Source organism: Roseibium alexandrii DFL-11 (genome assembly GCF_000158095.2).
Lineage (GTDB): Bacteria > Pseudomonadota > Alphaproteobacteria > Rhizobiales > Stappiaceae > Roseibium > Roseibium alexandrii.
Map to the genome: position 1 here is coordinate 4,138,493 of NZ_CM011002.1, position 18,348 is coordinate 4,156,840.

Annotated in this window: 13 protein-coding genes; 5 read left to right on the top strand and 8 right to left on the bottom strand. The window is 56.4% G+C overall.

Going from position 1 to position 18,348, the window contains the following annotated elements:
- Positions 1–24: 24 nt before the first annotated feature.
- The 5 genes from SADFL11_RS19120 to SADFL11_RS19140 form a co-directional block, all read right to left on the bottom strand.
- Positions 25–900 carry an RNA polymerase factor sigma-32 gene (locus SADFL11_RS19120; RefSeq protein WP_040451095.1) on the bottom strand — a complete coding sequence of 292 codons (876 nt, stop codon included), beginning with the start codon at positions 898–900 and terminating at the stop codon, positions 25–27.
- 216 nt (positions 901–1,116) lie between these two features.
- Positions 1,117–1,716, bottom strand: coding sequence for a CarD family transcriptional regulator (locus SADFL11_RS19125; RefSeq protein WP_008196212.1), 600 nt, complete (start codon positions 1,714–1,716; stop codon positions 1,117–1,119).
- A 455-nt stretch (positions 1,717–2,171) separates the two neighbouring features.
- Positions 2,172–2,504, bottom strand: a complete 333-nt coding sequence (gene fdxA / locus SADFL11_RS19130) for a ferredoxin FdxA (RefSeq protein ID WP_008192880.1) — start codon at positions 2,502–2,504, stop codon at positions 2,172–2,174.
- A gap of 227 nt (positions 2,505–2,731) precedes the next feature.
- Entirely contained in the window at positions 2,732–3,103 is a 372-nt protein-coding gene (locus SADFL11_RS19135; RefSeq protein WP_228198292.1) for an RNA-binding S4 domain-containing protein, read from the bottom strand.
- 47 nt (positions 3,104–3,150) lie between these two features.
- Positions 3,151–6,207 (bottom strand): helicase-related protein, encoded by a 3,057-nt coding sequence (locus SADFL11_RS19140; protein ID WP_040451093.1) that lies wholly within the window; start codon positions 6,205–6,207, stop codon positions 3,151–3,153.
- 822 nt (positions 6,208–7,029) lie between these two features.
- Here SADFL11_RS19140 and pyc point away from each other — a divergent pair.
- Positions 7,030–10,470, top strand: a complete 3,441-nt coding sequence (gene pyc / locus SADFL11_RS19145; RefSeq protein ID WP_008193110.1) for a pyruvate carboxylase — start codon at positions 7,030–7,032, stop codon at positions 10,468–10,470.
- A gap of 444 nt (positions 10,471–10,914) precedes the next feature.
- On the opposite strand, the gene SADFL11_RS19150 is transcribed toward pyc, so the two are convergent.
- From SADFL11_RS19150 to SADFL11_RS19160, 3 genes are all read right to left on the bottom strand, one after another.
- Positions 10,915–11,358: a GNAT family N-acetyltransferase gene (locus tag SADFL11_RS19150; protein ID WP_008197354.1), complete on the bottom strand. Its 444-nt coding sequence runs from the start codon at positions 11,356–11,358 to the stop codon at positions 10,915–10,917.
- 89 nt (positions 11,359–11,447) lie between these two features.
- The gene (locus tag SADFL11_RS19155; RefSeq protein WP_050776011.1) at positions 11,448–12,203 is read right to left on the bottom strand and encodes a glutamine amidotransferase; all 756 of its coding nucleotides are present in this window, start codon (positions 12,201–12,203) and stop codon (positions 11,448–11,450) included.
- Positions 12,204–12,296: 93 nt separating this feature from the next.
- The gene (locus tag SADFL11_RS19160) at positions 12,297–12,770 is read right to left on the bottom strand and encodes a tellurite resistance TerB family protein (RefSeq protein ID WP_008190957.1); all 474 of its coding nucleotides are present in this window, start codon (positions 12,768–12,770) and stop codon (positions 12,297–12,299) included.
- 352 nt (positions 12,771–13,122) lie between these two features.
- Between SADFL11_RS19160 and SADFL11_RS19165 the strand changes: the two genes are divergently transcribed.
- From SADFL11_RS19165 to SADFL11_RS19180, 4 genes are all read left to right on the top strand, one after another.
- Positions 13,123–14,385 (top strand): imelysin family protein, encoded by a 1,263-nt coding sequence (locus SADFL11_RS19165; protein ID WP_008194508.1) that lies wholly within the window; start codon positions 13,123–13,125, stop codon positions 14,383–14,385.
- Between the two features lie 88 nt (positions 14,386–14,473).
- Positions 14,474–16,003 carry a di-heme oxidoreductase family protein gene (locus SADFL11_RS19170; protein ID WP_040452626.1) on the top strand — a complete coding sequence of 510 codons (1,530 nt, stop codon included), beginning with the start codon at positions 14,474–14,476 and terminating at the stop codon, positions 16,001–16,003.
- On the top strand, positions 16,003–17,076 hold the full coding sequence (locus SADFL11_RS19175) for an imelysin family protein (protein ID WP_008194230.1): 1,074 nt from the start codon (positions 16,003–16,005) through the stop codon (positions 17,074–17,076). Before SADFL11_RS19170 ends, SADFL11_RS19175 begins: the two co-directional genes overlap by 1 nt.
- Positions 17,066–18,208: a DUF1513 domain-containing protein gene (locus SADFL11_RS19180; protein WP_040451092.1), complete on the top strand. Its 1,143-nt coding sequence runs from the start codon at positions 17,066–17,068 to the stop codon at positions 18,206–18,208. Before SADFL11_RS19175 ends, SADFL11_RS19180 begins: the two co-directional genes overlap by 11 nt.
- The last annotated feature ends 140 nt before the right edge of the window (positions 18,209–18,348 follow it).

The following is an 18,348-nucleotide window of genomic DNA, read 5'->3' on the forward strand; positions in this document are numbered from 1 at the left end:
CCCGGGCGATGGCCCGGACTTGTCTTACATCGAAATGGCGTAAACCGACTTGTCCGGCTGGTTTGCCAGCAGTGCAGACTTCAGCTTCTGAAGTGCACGGCTTTCGATCTGGCGCACCCTTTCTTTAGAAATGCCGAGTTTCTTGCCGAGCGACTCCAAAGTCGCCCCGTCCTCAGACAAGCGCCGTTCGCGGACAATCTTGAGTTCCCGCTCGCTCAATACGTCGAGCGCAGAGGCGAGCCATGTGTTCCGCCGCTCTGCGTCGATGTTCTCTGTGACGATTTCGTCCGGTTGCGGTGCATCAGAGACGAGGAAGTCCTGACGGTCGGCGCTGGACCCTTCTGTATCTGTTACAGGTGCGTTCAGTGATGTATCGGGTCCGGACAGGCGGGCATTCATGACAGCAACATCGGACTGCTTCACGCCGATAGCGTCTGCGATCTTTTGATGTAACTCGCTGTCTGTCAAAGGTGTCTGATTGCTGGACAGCTTCGCACGCAGCCGGCGGAGGTTGAAGAACAACGCCTTTTGAGAGGAGGAAGTGCCGCCCCGAACAATGGACCAGTTCCTGAGGATGTAGTCCTGGATTGAGGCACGGATCCACCAAGTGGCGTATGTCGAAAAGCGAACCTCACGTTCCGGTTCAAACCGCGCTGCTGCCTCCAGCAGTCCAACATGACCTTCCTGGATCAGGTCACCGATATTAAGGCCGAAGTTCTTAAACCGCGAGGCGACGGCAATGACCAGGCGCATGTGGGACAGAGAAAGTTTCTCCAGAGCCTTTTCGTCTTTGTTATCCCGCCACTGAATGGCGAGCTCCAGCTCTTCCTCGCGGGTCAAATACGGCGCTTTCATCGCCGTTTTTACCAAATGCCTTCTTTCACTCATAGACGTGGACATATGTAGCACTCCAGGCGTGACGTTAGTGTTACTACGGACCCAAAGTCAGAGTAGATCACTTCGACGACGCACGGACGCACGAATGCGCACAATGTCGTGACCGGAAGGGAGGGATTTGCTGAAATCAGCTTGAAGATCGCTCCGCTTAAATCAAAAGAAAAAGGCCCGGATTGCTCCGAGCCTTTTCAAATTGACTTATCAGCGATCAGCAGTTTTTCAGGCTGCTTCTTCGGTGTCATCGCCGTCTTCGTCGCCTTCCGCTGCGGCAGCAGCTGCGGCGGCTGCTTTAATGCGGCTTGGCGACTTCGCGAGGTTTTGCTCGATTTCCTTGATTGCTTCGGTTTCCGAGCATTTGTTCACTGCGGCAATTTCGCGCGCCATACGATCCAGGGCGGCTTCGTAAAGCTGGCGTTCGGAGTAGGACTGCTCCGGCTGGCTCTCGGAGCGGAAAAGGTCCCGGACGACTTCCGAAATTGCAATCAGATCGCCGGAGTTGATTTTCGCTTCGTATTCCTGGGCACGGCGGCTCCACATTGTCCGCTTGATGCGTGGACGTCCCTGGACTGTTTCGAGTGCCTTCTTGACGGCAGCCGGGTCGCCGAGCTTCCGCATTCCCACAGATGCGATTTTCGCGACCGGGACGCGAAGTGTCATCTTGTCCTGTTCAAAAACGATGACGAGCAACTCCAAAGAGTGACCTGCTACGTTTTGTTCTTCAATGGCGGTAATCTGGCCTACGCCGTGAGCCGGGTAAACGATGTACTCGCCAGTCTTGAAACCTTGACGCTGCGCGGTCTTTTTGGTGTTTGTTGCCATACTCGTAGTTTCTCCTGCGCAGTTAGCGGTCTGTTGCAGACCGGAAATGGACCGCTGAGACGGTCCTTGTTTGTGCGGCACGCAATCGCTTTGACGTCCAAATCTTGGAAGGCCTGTTGATATTCAGCGTGTCGGGCTGGTCAGTCGTCGAATTCCACTTTAGAACCTTGCTTGGATACATAAGCTGTCGGGATCACTTGCGGCCCGGAAGATCAGGATCACGGGACACGTAAGTACGACTCCGTTTTTTGGGGTTATTCTCGTGGTTGGCGACTATCGAAACAATATAACATACTCTTGTGGAAAATTAAAGAGAAACTCTTCCGCGCGCACGAAACAGCATTAAAGCCCGAGCGAAGTTTCCGCTCAGGCAGCTGAAATCAATAGTGTATTTAACTTATCTCAGGTTGCAGATATCGAGAATTCTGAATCTATCGCAACTCAAGATAGGCGAATCATGCGGGCGGATTTGGAGAAAAGTACTTCTCCAGTTTGTTCTCCTGCCCGTCAAACTTATCTGCGTCGGGCATTGGATCTTTCTTTTCAGTAATGTTCGGCCATTTTTCCGAATATTCGGCGTTGATTTCGATCCACTTCTCGAGACCTGGTTCCGTGTCCGGAAGAATTGCTTCCGCCGGACATTCCGGCTCACAAACACCACAGTCGATGCATTCGTCCGGGTTGATGACGAGGAAATTTTCGCCTTCATAGAAACAATCAACTGGACACACCTCAACGCAGTCGGTGTATTTGCACTTGATACAGTTGTCTGTGACGACGTAGGTCATCGCAATCCTCTTTAGTCAGAGCATCGGGTACGATAGCTGTAACCGGATGCAGTCATCTGGCGTCGGTTTGATGCGCAGGCTCTGACCTCTGCTGCCTTTATTATTGCAGTTGGGTATCGCTTTTGGGAGGCGGGTGCAAGCGTTCAACAGGTCGCATCGCAGCTCTGTTTGAGAAAGCTATTTCCTTTTTTTACGGATTCATAAAACGGATCAGGCTCATAGAACTTCTAGTGCTCGTCCTCTTGCCTGAAAGCATCCATTTTCCGCCGGTCACGTTTTGTTGGCCGCCCGCTGCCAGGCTCCCTCTGTCCAGGGCGGGGAGGTGGCGCTTCGGCCTTAGGTGGCGGTGGCGGAGACAGGTCTTCGTAGAGTCCTTTTGCTTCCTCGTAAGGTCCGCGCCTTGAGCCAAGTGCTACAACTTTCAAAACAAGAATGCGGCGTTCCAAGGCAATGGTTAAAACGTCGCCGGTTTTGATGGTCTTGCTGGCGGAGGAAATCTTGTCCTTGTTGATCCGGACATGTCCGCCTGCAGCCAGTTTCTGTGCAAGGGAACGGGATTTCGTGACCCTGGCGTACCAGAGCCACTTGTCGACACGCAGGCTACCTTGATTTGAGGCGGCAGCCGACTTTGGATCGTCGCCCGGAATTACTTCTTATCCTTGTCGCCCATGTTCTCCTTCAGCGCCATCAAGGCTGCAAAAGGCGAGTTCGGGTCGATCGGCTTGTCTTTCGGTGCTTTGTCGCGGCGGTTGCCCCCATCAAAGGGCTTCTGATCGGCGCGCCCTTTGTTCGGACCGCCCTTGCCAGGTTTGCCGTGGCGGCGTTCACCAGGAGCGCTTTTAGCACCTTGCTGCTTGCGATTGTCACCACCCCGGCGTTGATCCTGACGGCCGCGGGGGCGGCGGTCGTGACGGCCCGGGCGCCAGATTTCAATGGTGACAGTTTCCATTTCCGGTTCGCCGGCCGGCGTTGGTTCCGCCGTCTGTGTCTCCGCGGTTTCCGGAGCTGGCGCCTCTGTGGACGTTTCAGCGTTGTCAGTCGCAGGTGCTTCTTCGGCTGCCTGTTCGGATGCGGGAGTGTCAGAGGCTTCCACTGTTTCAGTTGCAGCAGCTTCGGTCTCAGCACTTTCGGCAGGAGCTTCTGCTTCAGCCGCAGGTGTGTCAGCAACTGCAGCGGGTTCGGCTGTGTCTGGCGTTGCTTCTGTCGCTTCGGCTTTTGGTGCTACTGGACGCTGTACTTCCTTGGTCTCAAGGCGGTAGCCGAGGGACTTCAAAACAGCGGAAAAATCTTCGCCGGCACAGCCCAGCAGCGACGTCATGGCAACCGTCACCGTAAAGCCGCCGCCGGTTGCGGTTGCTCCTTCCGGCGGAGCGACTTCGCTGTCGAGCGGTTTCCAGGCAATCAGCGGCCGGATGAGATCGGCAAGGCGCTCCAGGATGTCTACACGCACGGCGCGCGGGCCGCACACGCGGAACCCGACGACCTTGTAGAGCGCCGGCTGGATCTCCGGGTCGACCGGGATGGATGTCCGGCCTGAGGCGGACAATTGCGGCAGTTCTTCCATGCCATTCATGTCCAGCTCACCGTGCTTCAGCGCCCAAAGCTGAGCCAGCAATTGGCTCGGAGCCGGTTTCAAAAGTGCCGGAACAAAAATCGTGTAAGCGCCGAAGCGGAGACCGTGTTTGCGCAAGGACGCGCGCATGTCCTGGTCCAGCTGACGGATTTCGTCTGACGCTTCCTGACGTTCCAGGATGCCGAGGCCTTCGACAATCCGGAATGCAATGCCGCGCGCCAAACCTTCGAGACCTTCACCGGACTTCAGGTCCATCAGCGGTTTCAAAAGTGTATCAACCTGGGCCTTCACCCAAAGATCCAGGCGGTTTTGCACGGTGTCGCGCGCTGGGCCGGTCAGGTGCTCGTCGGCCAACAGCAGAGCTGCAGGGGCCAGAACATCGTCGGTCGGGGACAGTTTGGCCACCGGTTCACCGCGCCAGCGGATGGCGCCATCCGATGTCAGGACAAAATCACTGTTCTCTGATTTGCCAAGCTTTTCCGCACGGGATTCGATTTCCGTGGTCAGTGCTTTTTGTGCGGCAGCACGGACGGTCTTGCCGTCTGGGCCTTCGGCCGCCGCATCAGGGGCAAACCGGAAGCCAAGCAGATTTCCGATGTGCTGACCTTCGACGAGCACATCCCCACTCGATGTAATTTCCGCTTCCAGCATTGCGTTCTCTCTCAAACGTCGCATCAATACACTTGTCCGCCGATCCACGAACCGCTGCGTCAGCTTCTCGTGAAGGGCGTCAGATAGTTTATCTTCTATGCCGCGGGTAACGTCCTGCCAATGGGCCGGATCGGCCATCCAGTCAGGACGGTTTGCAACATATGTCCAGGTCCGGATGTGAGCGATCCGGTTCGCGAGTGTGTCGATATCACCATCTACACGGTCTGCGAAGGCCAATTGACGGGCGAACCAGTCATCTTCAATCGCATTGTCTCGCATCAGGTGATTGTAAACCGTTGCCAGAAGGTCCCCATGATTGGCCGGGGCGATCTTCCGGTAATCGGGGACCTGACACACATCCCATAGCAATTCTACTGCGTTTGCGCCCTTTGCCATGTCAGAAATTGCGCTGTCGCGCAATAAATGTTCGAGCGCCTTTATGTCGTCCCCAGTCGGCGCGCGCGCCAATCCGTCTTCTCTCGGCGGCAAATCAAGGCTGCGGCGCAATGCATTGGTGGATGAAAAATCCAAAGCACTGTTGCGCCATTGCAGCACTTTCAGGCTGTCAAAATGGTGACTTTCGATCTGTTCGATTAAATCATCGTCCAATGGATCGACGCGGCCGGAGACTCCGAAGGTGCCGTCTTTCGTGTGGCGGCCGGCCCGTCCGGCGATCTGACCCATCTCCGAAGGCGTCAGCTGGCGGTACTGATACCCGTCGTATTTCCGGTTTCCGGCAAAGGCGATGTGATGGACGTCCAGATTGAGACCCATGCCGATCGCGTCTGTGGCAACCAGATGGTCCACATCGCCGTTCTGGAAAAGGTCGACCTGCGCATTCCGGGTCCGTGGGCTCAATGACCCGAGCACCACCGCCGCCCCGCCCCGCTGGCGGCGCAAAAGCTCGGCAATCGAGTAAACTTCATCTGATGAAAACGCGACGATGGCTGATCGTGCCGGCAAGCGGGAGACTTTTTTCGATCCAGCATACGAGAGGATCGACATGCGCGGCCGGGTGACGACATTCAGGCCCGGGATGAGCTTTTCAAGCAGCGGGCGGGCGGTCGCAGATCCCAAAAGCAGCGTTTCAGAACGGCCGCGCAGGTTCAGGATCCTGTCCGTGAAGACGTGGCCGCGGTCGAGATTTCCAGCAAGCTGCACTTCGTCGATGGCAACAAACTCTGTGTTCAGATCGAGTGGCATGGCCTCGACCGTGGACACCCAAAACCGCGGCTGTTTCGGAATGATCTTCTCTTCGCCGGTGATCAAGGCAACGGCGTCAGTCCCGGCGCGTTCAGCAATCCGCCCATAAACCTCCCGGGCCAAGAGCCGCAACGGCAGACCGATCAAGCCGGACGGCTGCGCCAGCATACGCTCAATCGCAAGGTGGGTCTTGCCGGTGTTGGTTGGCCCAAGCACAGCTGTGACCGTGCGGGAGCGGGCGCTCGGCGGTAATTGCAGGGTTTGGGGGCGGGACATAGAGGTGATGCGGTCAAAAATCTCAGTGTGTAGCGCGCCGTTCCGGCGGCCTGCTCTCCCAAGGCATATGCCCTGAACTCGGATGCGCGTATCTAGCATAGGCGTTGTGGCTCTGTCCTGCCCTTTTTCGATGCGCTCCCGCTATTCCTTCGTTGGATCTATGTACTTTCATAAAGTTGTGGAGAACGACTCTGGAACAAACCGGAACCGAATCGCGGACTCTCGGGGATTCAGGATTTGTTCTCTACGAAATGTGGATTTGAATCCACCTTCCAGTACGAAATGCTGAATCTGCTCAGGGATTTGCGGCAAATCACTTTGGGTCAGAATTTCAGAGCTGAAAACCTGTCAATCTCCAAATCGAAAAAATTTGTTTTTCGGATGTGGCGCACCTTTTGCCATTAACCATGGACACATGCAGAACGAATCGCTGACGAATCGGTGTTTTGATCATGTTTTTGATTTGTTCCTACTCGATCTGGTAGGTTGGTTCCTCGAAACACCAGTTGGGCTCCCAAAAGATCTCCCGAATGTTTACGATTTTTCACTTCGGTGACGGGAGAGTGTTTCAGTTTGGGGCGTGGTTTGGCGTTCGCACTGCTAAGTGAGACGGGCCGCCAGCAGAAAAATCTCCCATAAGTGCTCATCCCCTGGCGTAGGATTTGTGCCTATTTTTCTAAGGTTTATCGCCGTCAGGGAAAAAATATTTCGCTTTCGGGAAAAAGGACAAGCATGCTGCCCCTTTTCAATTGGCTTCGACGTAAGTAGAAATCTTGCCGAAATGTGCCTTGCATGTTGCGGATTATTAGGGGGAGTGGGCGTTTGGCGATAAGAAAAATTCTCGTTGCGAACCGGTCTGAAATTGCAATCCGGGTTTTCCGGGCTGCCAACGAGCTCGGTCTGAAGACCGTTGCGATCTATGCCGAGCAAGACAAATTGGCTCTGCATCGGTTCAAAGCTGATGAGGCGTATCAGGTCGGCAAAGGGCTTGGCCCGATTGAGGCCTATCTGTCCATCGACGAGATTATTCGTGTTGCCAAACACTCCGGCGCTGACGCCATCCACCCGGGCTACGGCCTTTTGTCGGAAAGCCCGGAATTCGTGGATGCCTGCGAAACAGCCGGGATCACCTTTATCGGGCCGAAATCCGAGACGATGCGCCGTCTGGGCAACAAGGTGGCCGCACGGAACCTGGCAATCGAGGCCGGCGTGCCGGTCATGCCGGCAACGGACCCGCTTCCTGAGGATCTGAATGAGATCAAGAAGCAGGCTCTGCAAATCGGCTACCCGGTGATGCTGAAGGCGTCCTGGGGCGGCGGTGGCCGTGGCATGCGGGTTATTCCGGACGAGGCGACCCTGGAAAAGGAAGTGCTGGCTGCCAAGCGGGAAGCCAAGGCCGCCTTCGGCAAGGATGAGATCTATCTGGAGAAGCTGGTTCAACGGGCACGCCACGTCGAAGTCCAGATCCTTGGTGACGGTGACAGTGTTGTTCATCTGTTCGAGCGGGATTGCTCGATCCAGCGGCGCCACCAAAAGGTGGTCGAGCGGGCACCGGCCCCTTATCTCGATGATGCCAAGCGCACAGAGCTTTGCGAATACGGCCTGAAAATCGGCCGGGCAGTGAACTACCGCGGTGCTGGCACGGTCGAGTTCCTGATGGATGCTGACACGGGCGCGATCTATTTTATCGAGGTCAATCCCCGGGTGCAGGTCGAGCACACGGTGACCGAAGAAGTGACTGGCATCGATATCGTCCAGGCACAGATCCACATCGCCGATGGCGAGAAGATCGGAACGCCGGAGAGCGGCGTGCCGGCGCAGGAGAACATCCGCCTCAACGGTCACGCGTTGCAATGCCGGATCACCACGGAAGATCCGGAGCAGAACTTCATCCCGGATTATGGCCGGATCACTGCTTATCGCGGGGCAACCGGCTTCGGCATCCGCCTCGATGGCGGGACCGCCTATTCAGGGGCGGTGATCACCCGGTTCTATGATCCGCTTCTGGAAAAAGTGACGGCCTGGGCACCGACGGCCGAAGATGCGCGCAAACGCATGGACCGTGCTTTGCGCGAGTTCCGGATCCGTGGTGTTGCGACCAATCTGGTGTTTTTGGAAAACATCATCGATCACGCCGATTTCCGCGCCCAGACCTATACCACCCGCTTCATCGACGACACGCCTGCGCTGTTTGAACAGACAAAACGCCAGGATCGGGCAACCAAGCTGCTGACTTATATTGCCGATGTCTCGGTGAACGGGCATCCGGAAACCAAGGACCGGGTCCGGCCACCGAAGGATGCAGCTGCGCCGGTCGTGCCAGATTTCGGGGACGAAAAACCGAAGGGAACGCGCCAGCTCTTGGATGAGCTCGGTCCGAAAGGCTTCGCCGAGTGGATGAAGGCGGAAAAACGGGCGCTGCTCACCGACACCACGATGCGTGATGGCCACCAGTCCTTGCTGGCGACCCGCATGCGCTCCCATGACATCGTCAACATCGCAGATGCTTACGCAACCGGTCTGCCGACGCTCTTTTCCCTGGAATGCTGGGGCGGTGCGACGTTCGACGTTTCCATGCGCTTCCTGACGGAAAGCCCCTGGGAGCGGCTGCATCAGATCCGCGAACGGGCGCCGAATATCCTGCTTCAGATGCTGCTGCGGGGCTCCAACGGGGTTGGTTACACCAACTATCCGGACAATGTGGTCAGGTTCTTCGTCCACCAGGCGGCCGAAAACGGCGTGGATCTTTTCCGCGTCTTTGACTGTCTGAACTGGGTTGAGAACATGCGCGTTTCCATGGATGCGGTCCAGGAAACCGGAAAACTCTGCGAGGGCGTGCTCTGCTACACCGGCGACATGCTCGACAGTGCGCGTCCGAAATATGATTTGAAATACTACGTCGATCTAGCGAAGGAACTGGAAGCTGCCGGCGCCCATATCCTTGGCATCAAGGACATGGCAGGCCTGTTGAAGCCGCAAGCTGCCAAGATCCTGGTGAAAGCGCTGAAAGAAGAGGTCGGCCTGCCGATCCACTTCCATACCCACGACACCTCCGGCATCGCGGCCTCAACCATTTTGGCAGCCGTCGAAGCGGGCGTAGATGCGGTTGATGCGGCTATGGATGCGCTGTCCGGTCTGACGTCACAGCCGTGCCTTGGGTCTATTGTTGAGGCGTTGCGGGGGACGGACCGGGATACAGGACTAGATGCGGCGACCATCCGCCAGATTTCCTTCTATTGGGAAGCTGTTCGCGCGCAATACCGAGCGTTTGAAAGCGACCTTCGGTCAGGGGCCTCCGAGGTCTACCTGCACGAAATGCCAGGTGGCCAGTTCACCAACCTGAAGGAACAGGCGCGGTCCCTCGGTCTTGAAACCCGCTGGCACGAAGTTGCCCAGGCTTACGCCGATGCCAACCAGATGTTTGGCGACATCGTTAAAGTCACGCCGTCCTCTAAGGTGGTCGGCGACATGGCGCTGATGATGGTGAGCCAGGGTCTCAGCGTTGCCGATGTCGAAGACCCGGCCAAGGACGTCGCCTTCCCGGACAGTGTCGTGAAGATGCTGCATGGTGACCTCGGCCAGTCACCTGGTGGATGGCCGAAGGCAATTCAGGAAAAAGCGCTTAAAGGGGAAAAGCCGATCACCGTTCGCCCGGGGTCCCTGCTGGAAGAGGCAGATCTTGAAGCTGAACGGGTAGCCGCGGCTGCTGCAACCGGTCACGACATCGATGATACGGAGCTGGCTTCCTATCTGATGTATCCGAAGGTCTTCACAGACTTTGACAAAGCGCAGCAGCAATATGGACCGACGTCCGTGCTGCCGACACCTGTCTATTTCTACGGTCTTAAATCAGGCGACGAGATCTTTGTTGACCTGGAACCCGGAAAGACACTTGTGGTCCGCTGTCAGGCGATCGGCGAAACCGATGAGAAGGGCGAGAAGAAGGTTTTCTTCGAACTCAACGGCCAACCGCGGATCATCAAGGTTCCGGATCGGGCGCATGGTGCTGCTGGGGCCGCTGCCATGCGCAAGGCCGAAGATGGCAATGCGGCCCATGTTGGCGCACCAATGCCGGGCGTCATTTCCACGGTCGCAATTGCTGCCGGTCAGGAGGTCAAGGCCGGTGATGTGCTCGTCTCGATCGAAGCCATGAAGATGGAAACCGCCCTTCATGCCGAGCGCGACGGCAAGGTCTCCGAAGTGCTCGTCGCACCGGGCGCGCAGATCGATGCCAAGGATCTCCTGGTGGTGTTCGAGGCATAAAGTACTGTCCTTGAATTTCGGTAGTGTATGGACATGGTTCACAGACCTGAAGGCCGCTCTTTGGAGTGGCCTTTGAGCTAGATGTGAAACCTCATTCCTCTCAATAGTCATCCTTGGTCTTGTGCCGACGATCCTTATTTTTAATATTTTATGGATGTTCGGAACAAGTCCGAACATGACGCTTCAGGGTGACTCAGACTTCTGGCAAAGCTCTGAACACCCGACGTCATTCTGGCCAAGCGAAGCGCGGGCCGGGATCGGAGAACTCAAAGACTTGATTTTTAACTATAAAATCGAGGCGCCCAAACTCGCCGATCCTGGATCGACGCGATGCAGCGTTGGGATGACCCATTGAGGGTTGGTCATCCACCTCAACCGTATTGAGGGGCGGCTTGGGAAGAGTAAGCCTTCTGACCCCAAGGCAAGGCATTTCCCGACTTTGCCTTATAGGGATTTGGATAATCCGATTTTATCCAGTTCGATCTGCAGAATGGGATCAAACCGCCGTTCCTGCCAGTCAATCTCGTACCCGCGATGCTGGTAGAGGCTGAGAGCGCGGGCATTGGCAGCCGCGACGTCGATTTTCGCGATCCGATATCCTTTGGCCGAGAGCCGTGTTTCCAACGTTTGCAGCAAGGCTGACCCTGCGCCTAGGCCTTCGCTGTCCGGATCGACCCAAAGGTCCGTGATGTGGTTGTCACCGTTTTCGCGGGCGGCAAGGCCGACTACGTGGTTCTCAATCTCAGCAACAAGAACATTTTCACCAAGAGCTGCTAAAAATGCTCGGAACGGGTTTTCTTCGCTGATGCGTTGGTAAACATCCTCCGGCACCAGCGGACCTATGCCTTTTTGCCAGGCTCGCAGGCCCGCCTCTGCGAGCCGGTCCAAGTCTGACGGGAGCGCTGGGCGTATTTTGAGCGATTGTTCCCGGAGCAATTGCGAGGACTTTATAAACCTAAGAAATTACAGAACTTCTGTTACTCGGCTGCTTTCAAGCGGTTGTGCTGAACAGGGGCTTCGGCGGTACCGATCCAAAGGTCCAGAAACCGGTCCAGCCAGGCGCGGACCGCAGTGTCATAGACGAAACGTCCGGCAAAATGATCGCGGCGTTGCTGCGCGCCGGGAAGTTCCATCCGCGGAGCGCCCTTTGTGGTCCATTTCACCATCATCTGGTGGGTGAGTTCCGGGTGAAACTGGATCCCGTAAGCTGCCGGTCCAACCCGAATGGCCTGATTGGGGTAGGTTGGGCTGGTCGCCAGGAGATCAGCGCCTGACGGCAGATCGAACCCTTCCCGGTGCCACTGGTAGACCTTTTTAGGCCAGTCCATCAGGTCCTTGCCCGCTTCCGTTGGTTTCAGCGGATAATAGCCGATTTCAACCAGCTCATCTCTATGGCCGGAAACCGTGCCGCCAAGCTGCTTCACCATCATCTGCGCACCAAGGCAAATGCCGAGAAACGGCGCTTCTTCTTGAAGCGGGACCTTGATCCAGTCGATTTCCTTGTGAATAAACCCGTCCGGATCATTAGCGCTCATCGGTCCGCCAAAGATGACGCTACCGGCGTGGCCGCGCATAGTGTCCGGAAGGCTGTCACCGAAGCGGGGTTTGCGAATGTCGAGTGCAAAGCCGCGTTTCACCAGTTCCTGCCCCACCCGTCCGGGCGAGGAATGCTCCTGGTGCAGGACAATCAGCACTTTGGGGCGATGCGTTCCGTGGTTCGAAGAAAAATCCATAAGTCCAATATTAGCGAGCGGCGTGAAAAAATCGAGTCTCTTGCGCGGGTTGGTTGCGCCCCGATTGTGGCCAGGCTTCAAGATGTCGGAGCATCAAGCCTCGTCAGCTTCCGGAGCGGTTTTGGCCACCTTGTGGCGCAGTGTCATCCGGTCCCGGGACGAAACGCCCAACAGCTCGGCAACCCGCCAGATGGTGTTGTCTTCAAATTCATGAACATGACCGTCCGCATAGACGATTTCCCACATCATCTCGATGATGGCGAGGCGCTCGGCTTCGTCTGTCGTGCGTTTCAAAACGGAGGTGAAGCCGTAAAGATCCACCGCTTCTTCATCGCGCTGTTTGGCAGCTGAGATCAGTTCGCTGGTCTCTTCGTCCGTGAGTTCATAACGCGCCTGCAGGATTTGCCGAAGTTTTTCGCTTTCGCTGTCTTCGATGATGCCATCGATGTCCACCAGGTGAAACAGCAGTGCGGCGGCTGCAAGCCGCTTGTCGTCCTCGGCAAATGTTTTCTTGCCAGTGTCTCCGAACGTGATCTCCCGGACGAAGCTCTTCAGCGCGTTCAGCATACGGTCAGTCCCTGTTGTTTGGCCGGCGGACCAGCCATTTGGCAGTGCACTTAGGTGTACTACGTAGTCTCGAACTCTCTCTTTGCCTTTTTTGGCCTAATCCCTGTTTAGCATCAAACAGTTGGGAAGCGGTTTAAAACTTTTGAATAGTCTAGAAAAGTAGTATTTGATCTTCAGCTTTTTTGGAATCATTCTAATCTATTGATTTTTCTCATGTTTATAACTTGACTTTTTGCTTCATGAAATGTTTTTCACTGTCCGGGCGGCGCGGGATTGCGCTGCGAATTTTTCAAAATTGCATGCAGATCGGGTCTCCGGCCGGCTGCAATGCCCCGGATTTAGGAACACTCCAATGAAATCCTTCACGCGCGCGCTTCTTGCGGCAACAACCCTTCTGGCAACGCCTGCAATGGCCGCAGCGCCTGCCGATGTCCTCGGCACCTACAGCGATATTGCCTACGCCAAGTATTCCGATTCTCTTGAAACAGCGAAAACGCTGCAGAGCGCGATCGACAAGCTGATTGCAGAACCGACCGACACCAATCTGGCTGCGGCGCGCAAAGCGTGGATTGAAGCTCGCAATCCCTACCAGCAGACAGAAGCTTACCGCTTCGGCAATGCCATTGTCGACGATTGGGAAGGCAAGGTGAACGCCTGGCCGTTGGATGAGGGGCTGATCGATTATGTCGACGTTTCCTATGGCGAGGATTCAGAAGAGAACGCCTTTTACGCAGCGAACGTCATTGCCAATCCAAGCCTGAAAGTCGGGGGTGAGACCATTGACGCCAGTGTGATCACGCCGGCCCTTCTGGCTGAATCCCTGCAGGAAGCCGGTGAGGTGGAAGCCAACGTTGCAACCGGCTACCACGCAATCGAATTCCTGCTTTGGGGACAAGACCTCAACGGCACGGATGCGGGTGCCGGCAATCGCCCGGCCAGCGATTTTGACACTGCCAACTGCACCGGTGGCAATTGTGAGCGCCGGGCGCAATATCTAAATTCAGCCACCGACCTTCTGATTACCGATCTTGAGGAAATGGTTGCAGCCTGGGCACCGGGTGGGGCTGCGCGCGAAGAACTGGGCGGCAAGGGTGAAGCCGGTGGTCTGGCGACCATCCTAACCGGGATGGGCTCTCTTTCTTATGGCGAATTGGCCGGTGAGCGGATGAAGCTTGGCCTCATGCTGCACGATCCGGAAGAAGAGCATGACTGTTTCTCCGACAACACGCACATGTCCCACTACAACGATGTTGTTGGCATCCGGAACGTCTATTTCGGTGAATACAAGAGCCCGCTCGGCAACGATGTGAAGGGCGCGTCCCTTGCCGAGATGGTCGCCGCGAAAGATCCGGCTCTGGCTGAAGAAATGCAGGCCAAGCTGGACGCCACGCTGGCTGCATTCGAAGCGATGAAAGCACGCGCCGAAGCTGGTGAAGCGTATGACCAGATGATCGGCGAAGGCAACGACGAGGGCAACGCAGTTGTTCAGGCGGCTGTTAATGCGCTGGTTGACCAGACCACGTCGATCGAGCGTGTCGTGAAAGTTCTCGAACTCGATGAGATTGCGTTCGAAGGCTCCGACAGCCTGGACAACCCGTCTGCTGTTTTTGAGTAAGACCTTTGTGGCGGGTGGCTATGCTGCCCGCCATTTTTTGCCCGTCGGAATTGGGGCTCTGGCGGGCCTAAATCAGGATGCGAACCTTATGATTGTCCCAGGACGAAGTGCCATATTGGGCGCTGTTGTTATATGTGCGGGCGTGATTGGCCACACCGCCTTGGCCGATGGGTTGCTAAGCCATCGCAATGATTTGTCGGAGCAGGACCGGGTCAAGGTTTTAAAGGTTCTCCCGCTCGCGGATGATTTTTCCAAGGCCGAAGCCTTCGAGCAGATGCAGGGCGGCGCCGGGACTTCCCGCAAACGCATCAACCGCGATGCTTTTTCTCATGCCACTGCCAATCTGACCTTCGAGCAGGAGCAGGACTTCAAGGTCGGCAACGGGCTTTTCAAGAAACTCTGGGCCTCGTCGCCCGCATCCACCAAAGCGTCCGACGGTTTGGGCCCACTTTACAACGCACGATCCTGTCAGGGGTGTCATTTGAAGGATGGCCGCGGGCGGCCGCCGCGTCCGGGCGATGAAGCGGTTTCCCTCTTCTTGCGCCTTTCCATTCCGCCACAAACCGATGAAGACCGGGTAGCCCTTGAGGACAAAAGCCTGCTCCGCATTCCTGAGCCCACATATGGGGGACAGTTTCAAGCATTTGCCGTCCCGGGTCTTGCCGGGGAAGGGCGCTTCGACATTGAACACGAGGAAATCGTCGTTCCGCTGAATGGCGGCGAGACGGCTATCTTGAAAAAGCCCAACTACAAGATCCGGGACCTCGGCTTTGGCGACATGCATCCCGAAACCATGATCTCGCCGCGGGTCGCACCGCCGATGATTGGTCTCGGATTGCTTCAAGCCGTTCACCCCGGGGACATTGAAGCCTTGGCGGATCCTGATGATCTGAACGGAGACGGGATTTCTGGCAAAGTCAGCCGGGTCCGGGATAGCCGCACGGGCGAGCTGACAATTGGCCGGTTCGGCTGGAAGGGGTCCAACCCGAACATCCGCGATCAGACGGCCGGCGCCTTTTCCGTTGACATCGGCATCAGTTCCCCGGACAAGCCGGACAATTATGGCGATTGCACACAACGCCAGATCGAATGCCGTTCATTGCCGCACGGTGAGCAGGCACAACTTGGGGTGTCAGAAGCGCCCGATCCGGTCATGGAGCTGGTGACGTTCTATTCGGAAAACCTGGCAGTTCCAGCCCGGCGTGATGTGTCTGATCCGGAAGTTCTGCGCGGCAAAGAGCTGTTTTATGAGGTCGGCTGTGCCAAGTGCCATCAGCCGAAGTTTGTTACGCGCCGTGATGCAGAAACAAAGGCGCATCAGTTTCAGCTGATCTGGCCCTATACGGATCTCTTGTTGCATGACATGGGCGACGGCCTTGCCGACGATCGCCCGGTTGGCGATGCGACGGGCCGCGAGTGGCGGACCCCGCCGCTTTGGGGCATTGGCTTGACGGAAACGGTCAACAATCATACCCGTTTCCTGCACGACGGCCGGGCGCGCAATTGGCTTGAAGCCGTTCTGTGGCACGGCGGGGAAGCGGAAGCTGCCCGCTATCAGGTGGTCGCCATGGAGCCGGACGACCGCACGTCTCTCATCCGGTTTCTGGAGTCCTTGTAATGAAGCGAATTCTTGTCTCCGCGGCTGCAGCCCTGATGGCATGGCCGGCACTTGCTGCTGATCTCACGCAGCCCGTTGAGAAGATGATTGCCGGTTACATTCAGCCTGAAGCTAGGGTATTTGCTGATGTTGCAGCCCGCTTGCCGGAGGCTGTCAAAGAGGTCTGCCAAGAGCCGGCCGATGAGGCAAAAGCTGATTTCAAGGTTGTGTTCTCAGATGCTGTTGGTCAGTTTGCCCGCATTCATTTTCTTCGGCTTGGCCCACTGATTGAAGAAGACCGCATTAGCCGTCTCGCCTTCCAGCCAGACCCTCGCGGCATTGCTCAAAGGCAGATCCGCAAGCTCTATGCGGTGCAGGATGAGAGCGTATGGACGGCCGAAAGCCTCTCGGAAAAAAGTGTGGCTTTGCAAGGGCTGACAGCGCTTCAGTTGATTGCATTCGACAAGACTGGCGCTGTCATACTTGGCGAAAAGGGTGAACGCAGGGACTTCACCTGTTCTTATGCGCTGGCGATCTCTGAGAATGTTGCCAGCATTGCCTGGAACGTCATGCTCTCCTGGTTCGATGCCGATGGCTTTTCGAATACTCTTCTGCAAACAGGCGGCAGCAACGTCCGCTATCAGACCGACACGGAAGCCTTGGAAGATGTGTTTCAAACGCTGTCCACGGCGCTGATCGTCGTTCGGGACCAAAACATTACGCCTGCATTGGGAAGCTCGGAAGAGAAGGTGAGGCCGAACCGGATCCCGTTCTCACGGTCCGGCAACGGTGTTGTGTTTCTGACATCTGAAATGAACGGAATCCTGGATGCAATCCGGAGCATGGATCTAGAACCCATGATGCCGGAGGAACACGCTTGGTTGATCGGGTCAATGACTTTCGAGTTCGAAAACGCTTTGAAAACCCTGAAAAAACTCCAACCGCCGTTGCGTGAGACATTTGAAGTGTCCGGCGCCTATGGCCAATTGTCACTCTTGGTCATTTCCTTGAACTCCCTTCAGCGGCTTGTCGGTGAGCGGGTTGCGGGCGCGTTGGGACTTGCCGGAGGGTTTAATGCCCTTGATGGCGACTAGGCCTGCAGAGTTTTCCAGACGCGGGTTTTTGTCTGCGCTGGGCGGACTGGCTGCGTTCCCGGCCTTTGCTGGATCCGGTCTCGGAGCGAGTTTGCTGAGCACTTCAGATGCGCCACTCTTTGCCAGCGCTTTCAAAAAGTCTGCGGGCGGGTATGGCGTTGCTGTCCTCGACGATCTGGGTCAGATCCAGGCGGAAATCTCACTGCCCGGGCGCGGTCATGGGATTGCTGTGTCTGAGACCAGGGAGTGTTTTGCCGCATTTGCCCGTCGCCCGGGAATCTTCGCAGTCGTTGCCTGGCCATTTTCCGGTCGGCCAATGCAGACCATCGTTGCCGCACCCGGCCGGCACTATTACGGGCACGGCTGTTTTTCCAAAGATGGGCGAATTCTCTACGCGGTGGAAAATGATTTTGAGGCTGCTCGCGGTGTTGTCGGCGTTTATGACGTGAGCGGAGAGACTAACGCCTGGCTGGGCGAGTTCGACAGTCATGGCATCGGCCCGCATGAGGTTCTGTTGAGCAAGGATGGCAATGTCCTGATCGTTGCGAATGGCGGGATTGAAACGCACCCCGACCACGGGCGCGAGAAGCTCAACCTGGAGACTATGTCGCCCACTGTGGTGTTTCTCGATGTGAAAACCGGAGACCTGCTGGCAGAACATCGTCTGGACAGTTCCCTGCATCAATTGTCATTGCGTCACATGGCTTTGGATGGGACTGGCCGGGCATGGGCCGGTGGGCAGTTTCAAGGCTCGAAGACGGATACACCGCCACTGGTTGCCATTATTTCAAGAGATGAAGCGCCGGTCTTGTTGGACTTGCCCGAGAAACTTGCGAGCCAGCTTGAAAACTACATCGGGTCTGTGACAGCCACCACGGATCAAAATGTCATCGCCACATCAGCGCCGCGTGGCGGCAAGACCTTGTTCTGGAATGCGGAGACCGGAGACTATCTTGGCCATCAGAACATTGCTGATGGGTGCGGTGTCGCGCCTATCGATCAGGGAAGTTTTCTGATCTCCGATGGGAATGGTGGCGTTTCCTATCTTTCAGAGCCCGGAGAGCGGGCGGAAATACTGGCCCGGCCCGCTGGTTTTGCGTGGGACAACCACATGACGGCTCTGCGGATCTAAGCAGGCCAAATAGGTCCTGCCAAACTTGCCTTGCAATGGAAATTCCTGATAAACCGCCGTTTTTCCACCTTTTGTCAAAATCTACCGGCATGTTGTCGGTCGGTTTGGTCTACATTGTGGCGATTCGCCACGAGGAGACA

Bases quoted from the DNA above. Each gene is read 5' to 3' on its own strand.
- SADFL11_RS19120 (WP_040451095.1), bottom strand. From the start codon at position 900: ATGTCCACGTCTATGAGTGAAAGAAGGCATTTGGTAAAAACGGCGATG.
- SADFL11_RS19125 (WP_008196212.1), bottom strand. From the start codon at position 1,716: ATGGCAACAAACACCAAAAAGACCGCGCAGCGTCAAGGTTTCAAGACT.
- fdxA (WP_008192880.1), bottom strand. From the start codon at position 2,504: ATGACCTACGTCGTCACAGACAACTGTATCAAGTGCAAATACACCGAC.
- SADFL11_RS19140 (WP_040451093.1), bottom strand. From the start codon at position 6,207: ATGTCCCGCCCCCAAACCCTGCAATTACCGCCGAGCGCCCGCTCCCGC.
- SADFL11_RS19155 (WP_050776011.1), bottom strand. From the start codon at position 12,203: ATGGATTTTTCTTCGAACCACGGAACGCATCGCCCCAAAGTGCTGATT.
- SADFL11_RS19160 (WP_008190957.1), bottom strand. From the start codon at position 12,770: ATGCTGAACGCGCTGAAGAGCTTCGTCCGGGAGATCACGTTCGGAGAC.
- SADFL11_RS19165 (WP_008194508.1), top strand. From the start codon at position 13,123: ATGAAATCCTTCACGCGCGCGCTTCTTGCGGCAACAACCCTTCTGGCA.
- SADFL11_RS19170 (WP_040452626.1), top strand. From the start codon at position 14,474: ATGATTGTCCCAGGACGAAGTGCCATATTGGGCGCTGTTGTTATATGT.
- SADFL11_RS19175 (WP_008194230.1), top strand. From the start codon at position 16,003: ATGAAGCGAATTCTTGTCTCCGCGGCTGCAGCCCTGATGGCATGGCCG.
- SADFL11_RS19180 (WP_040451092.1), top strand. From the start codon at position 17,066: ATGGCGACTAGGCCTGCAGAGTTTTCCAGACGCGGGTTTTTGTCTGCG.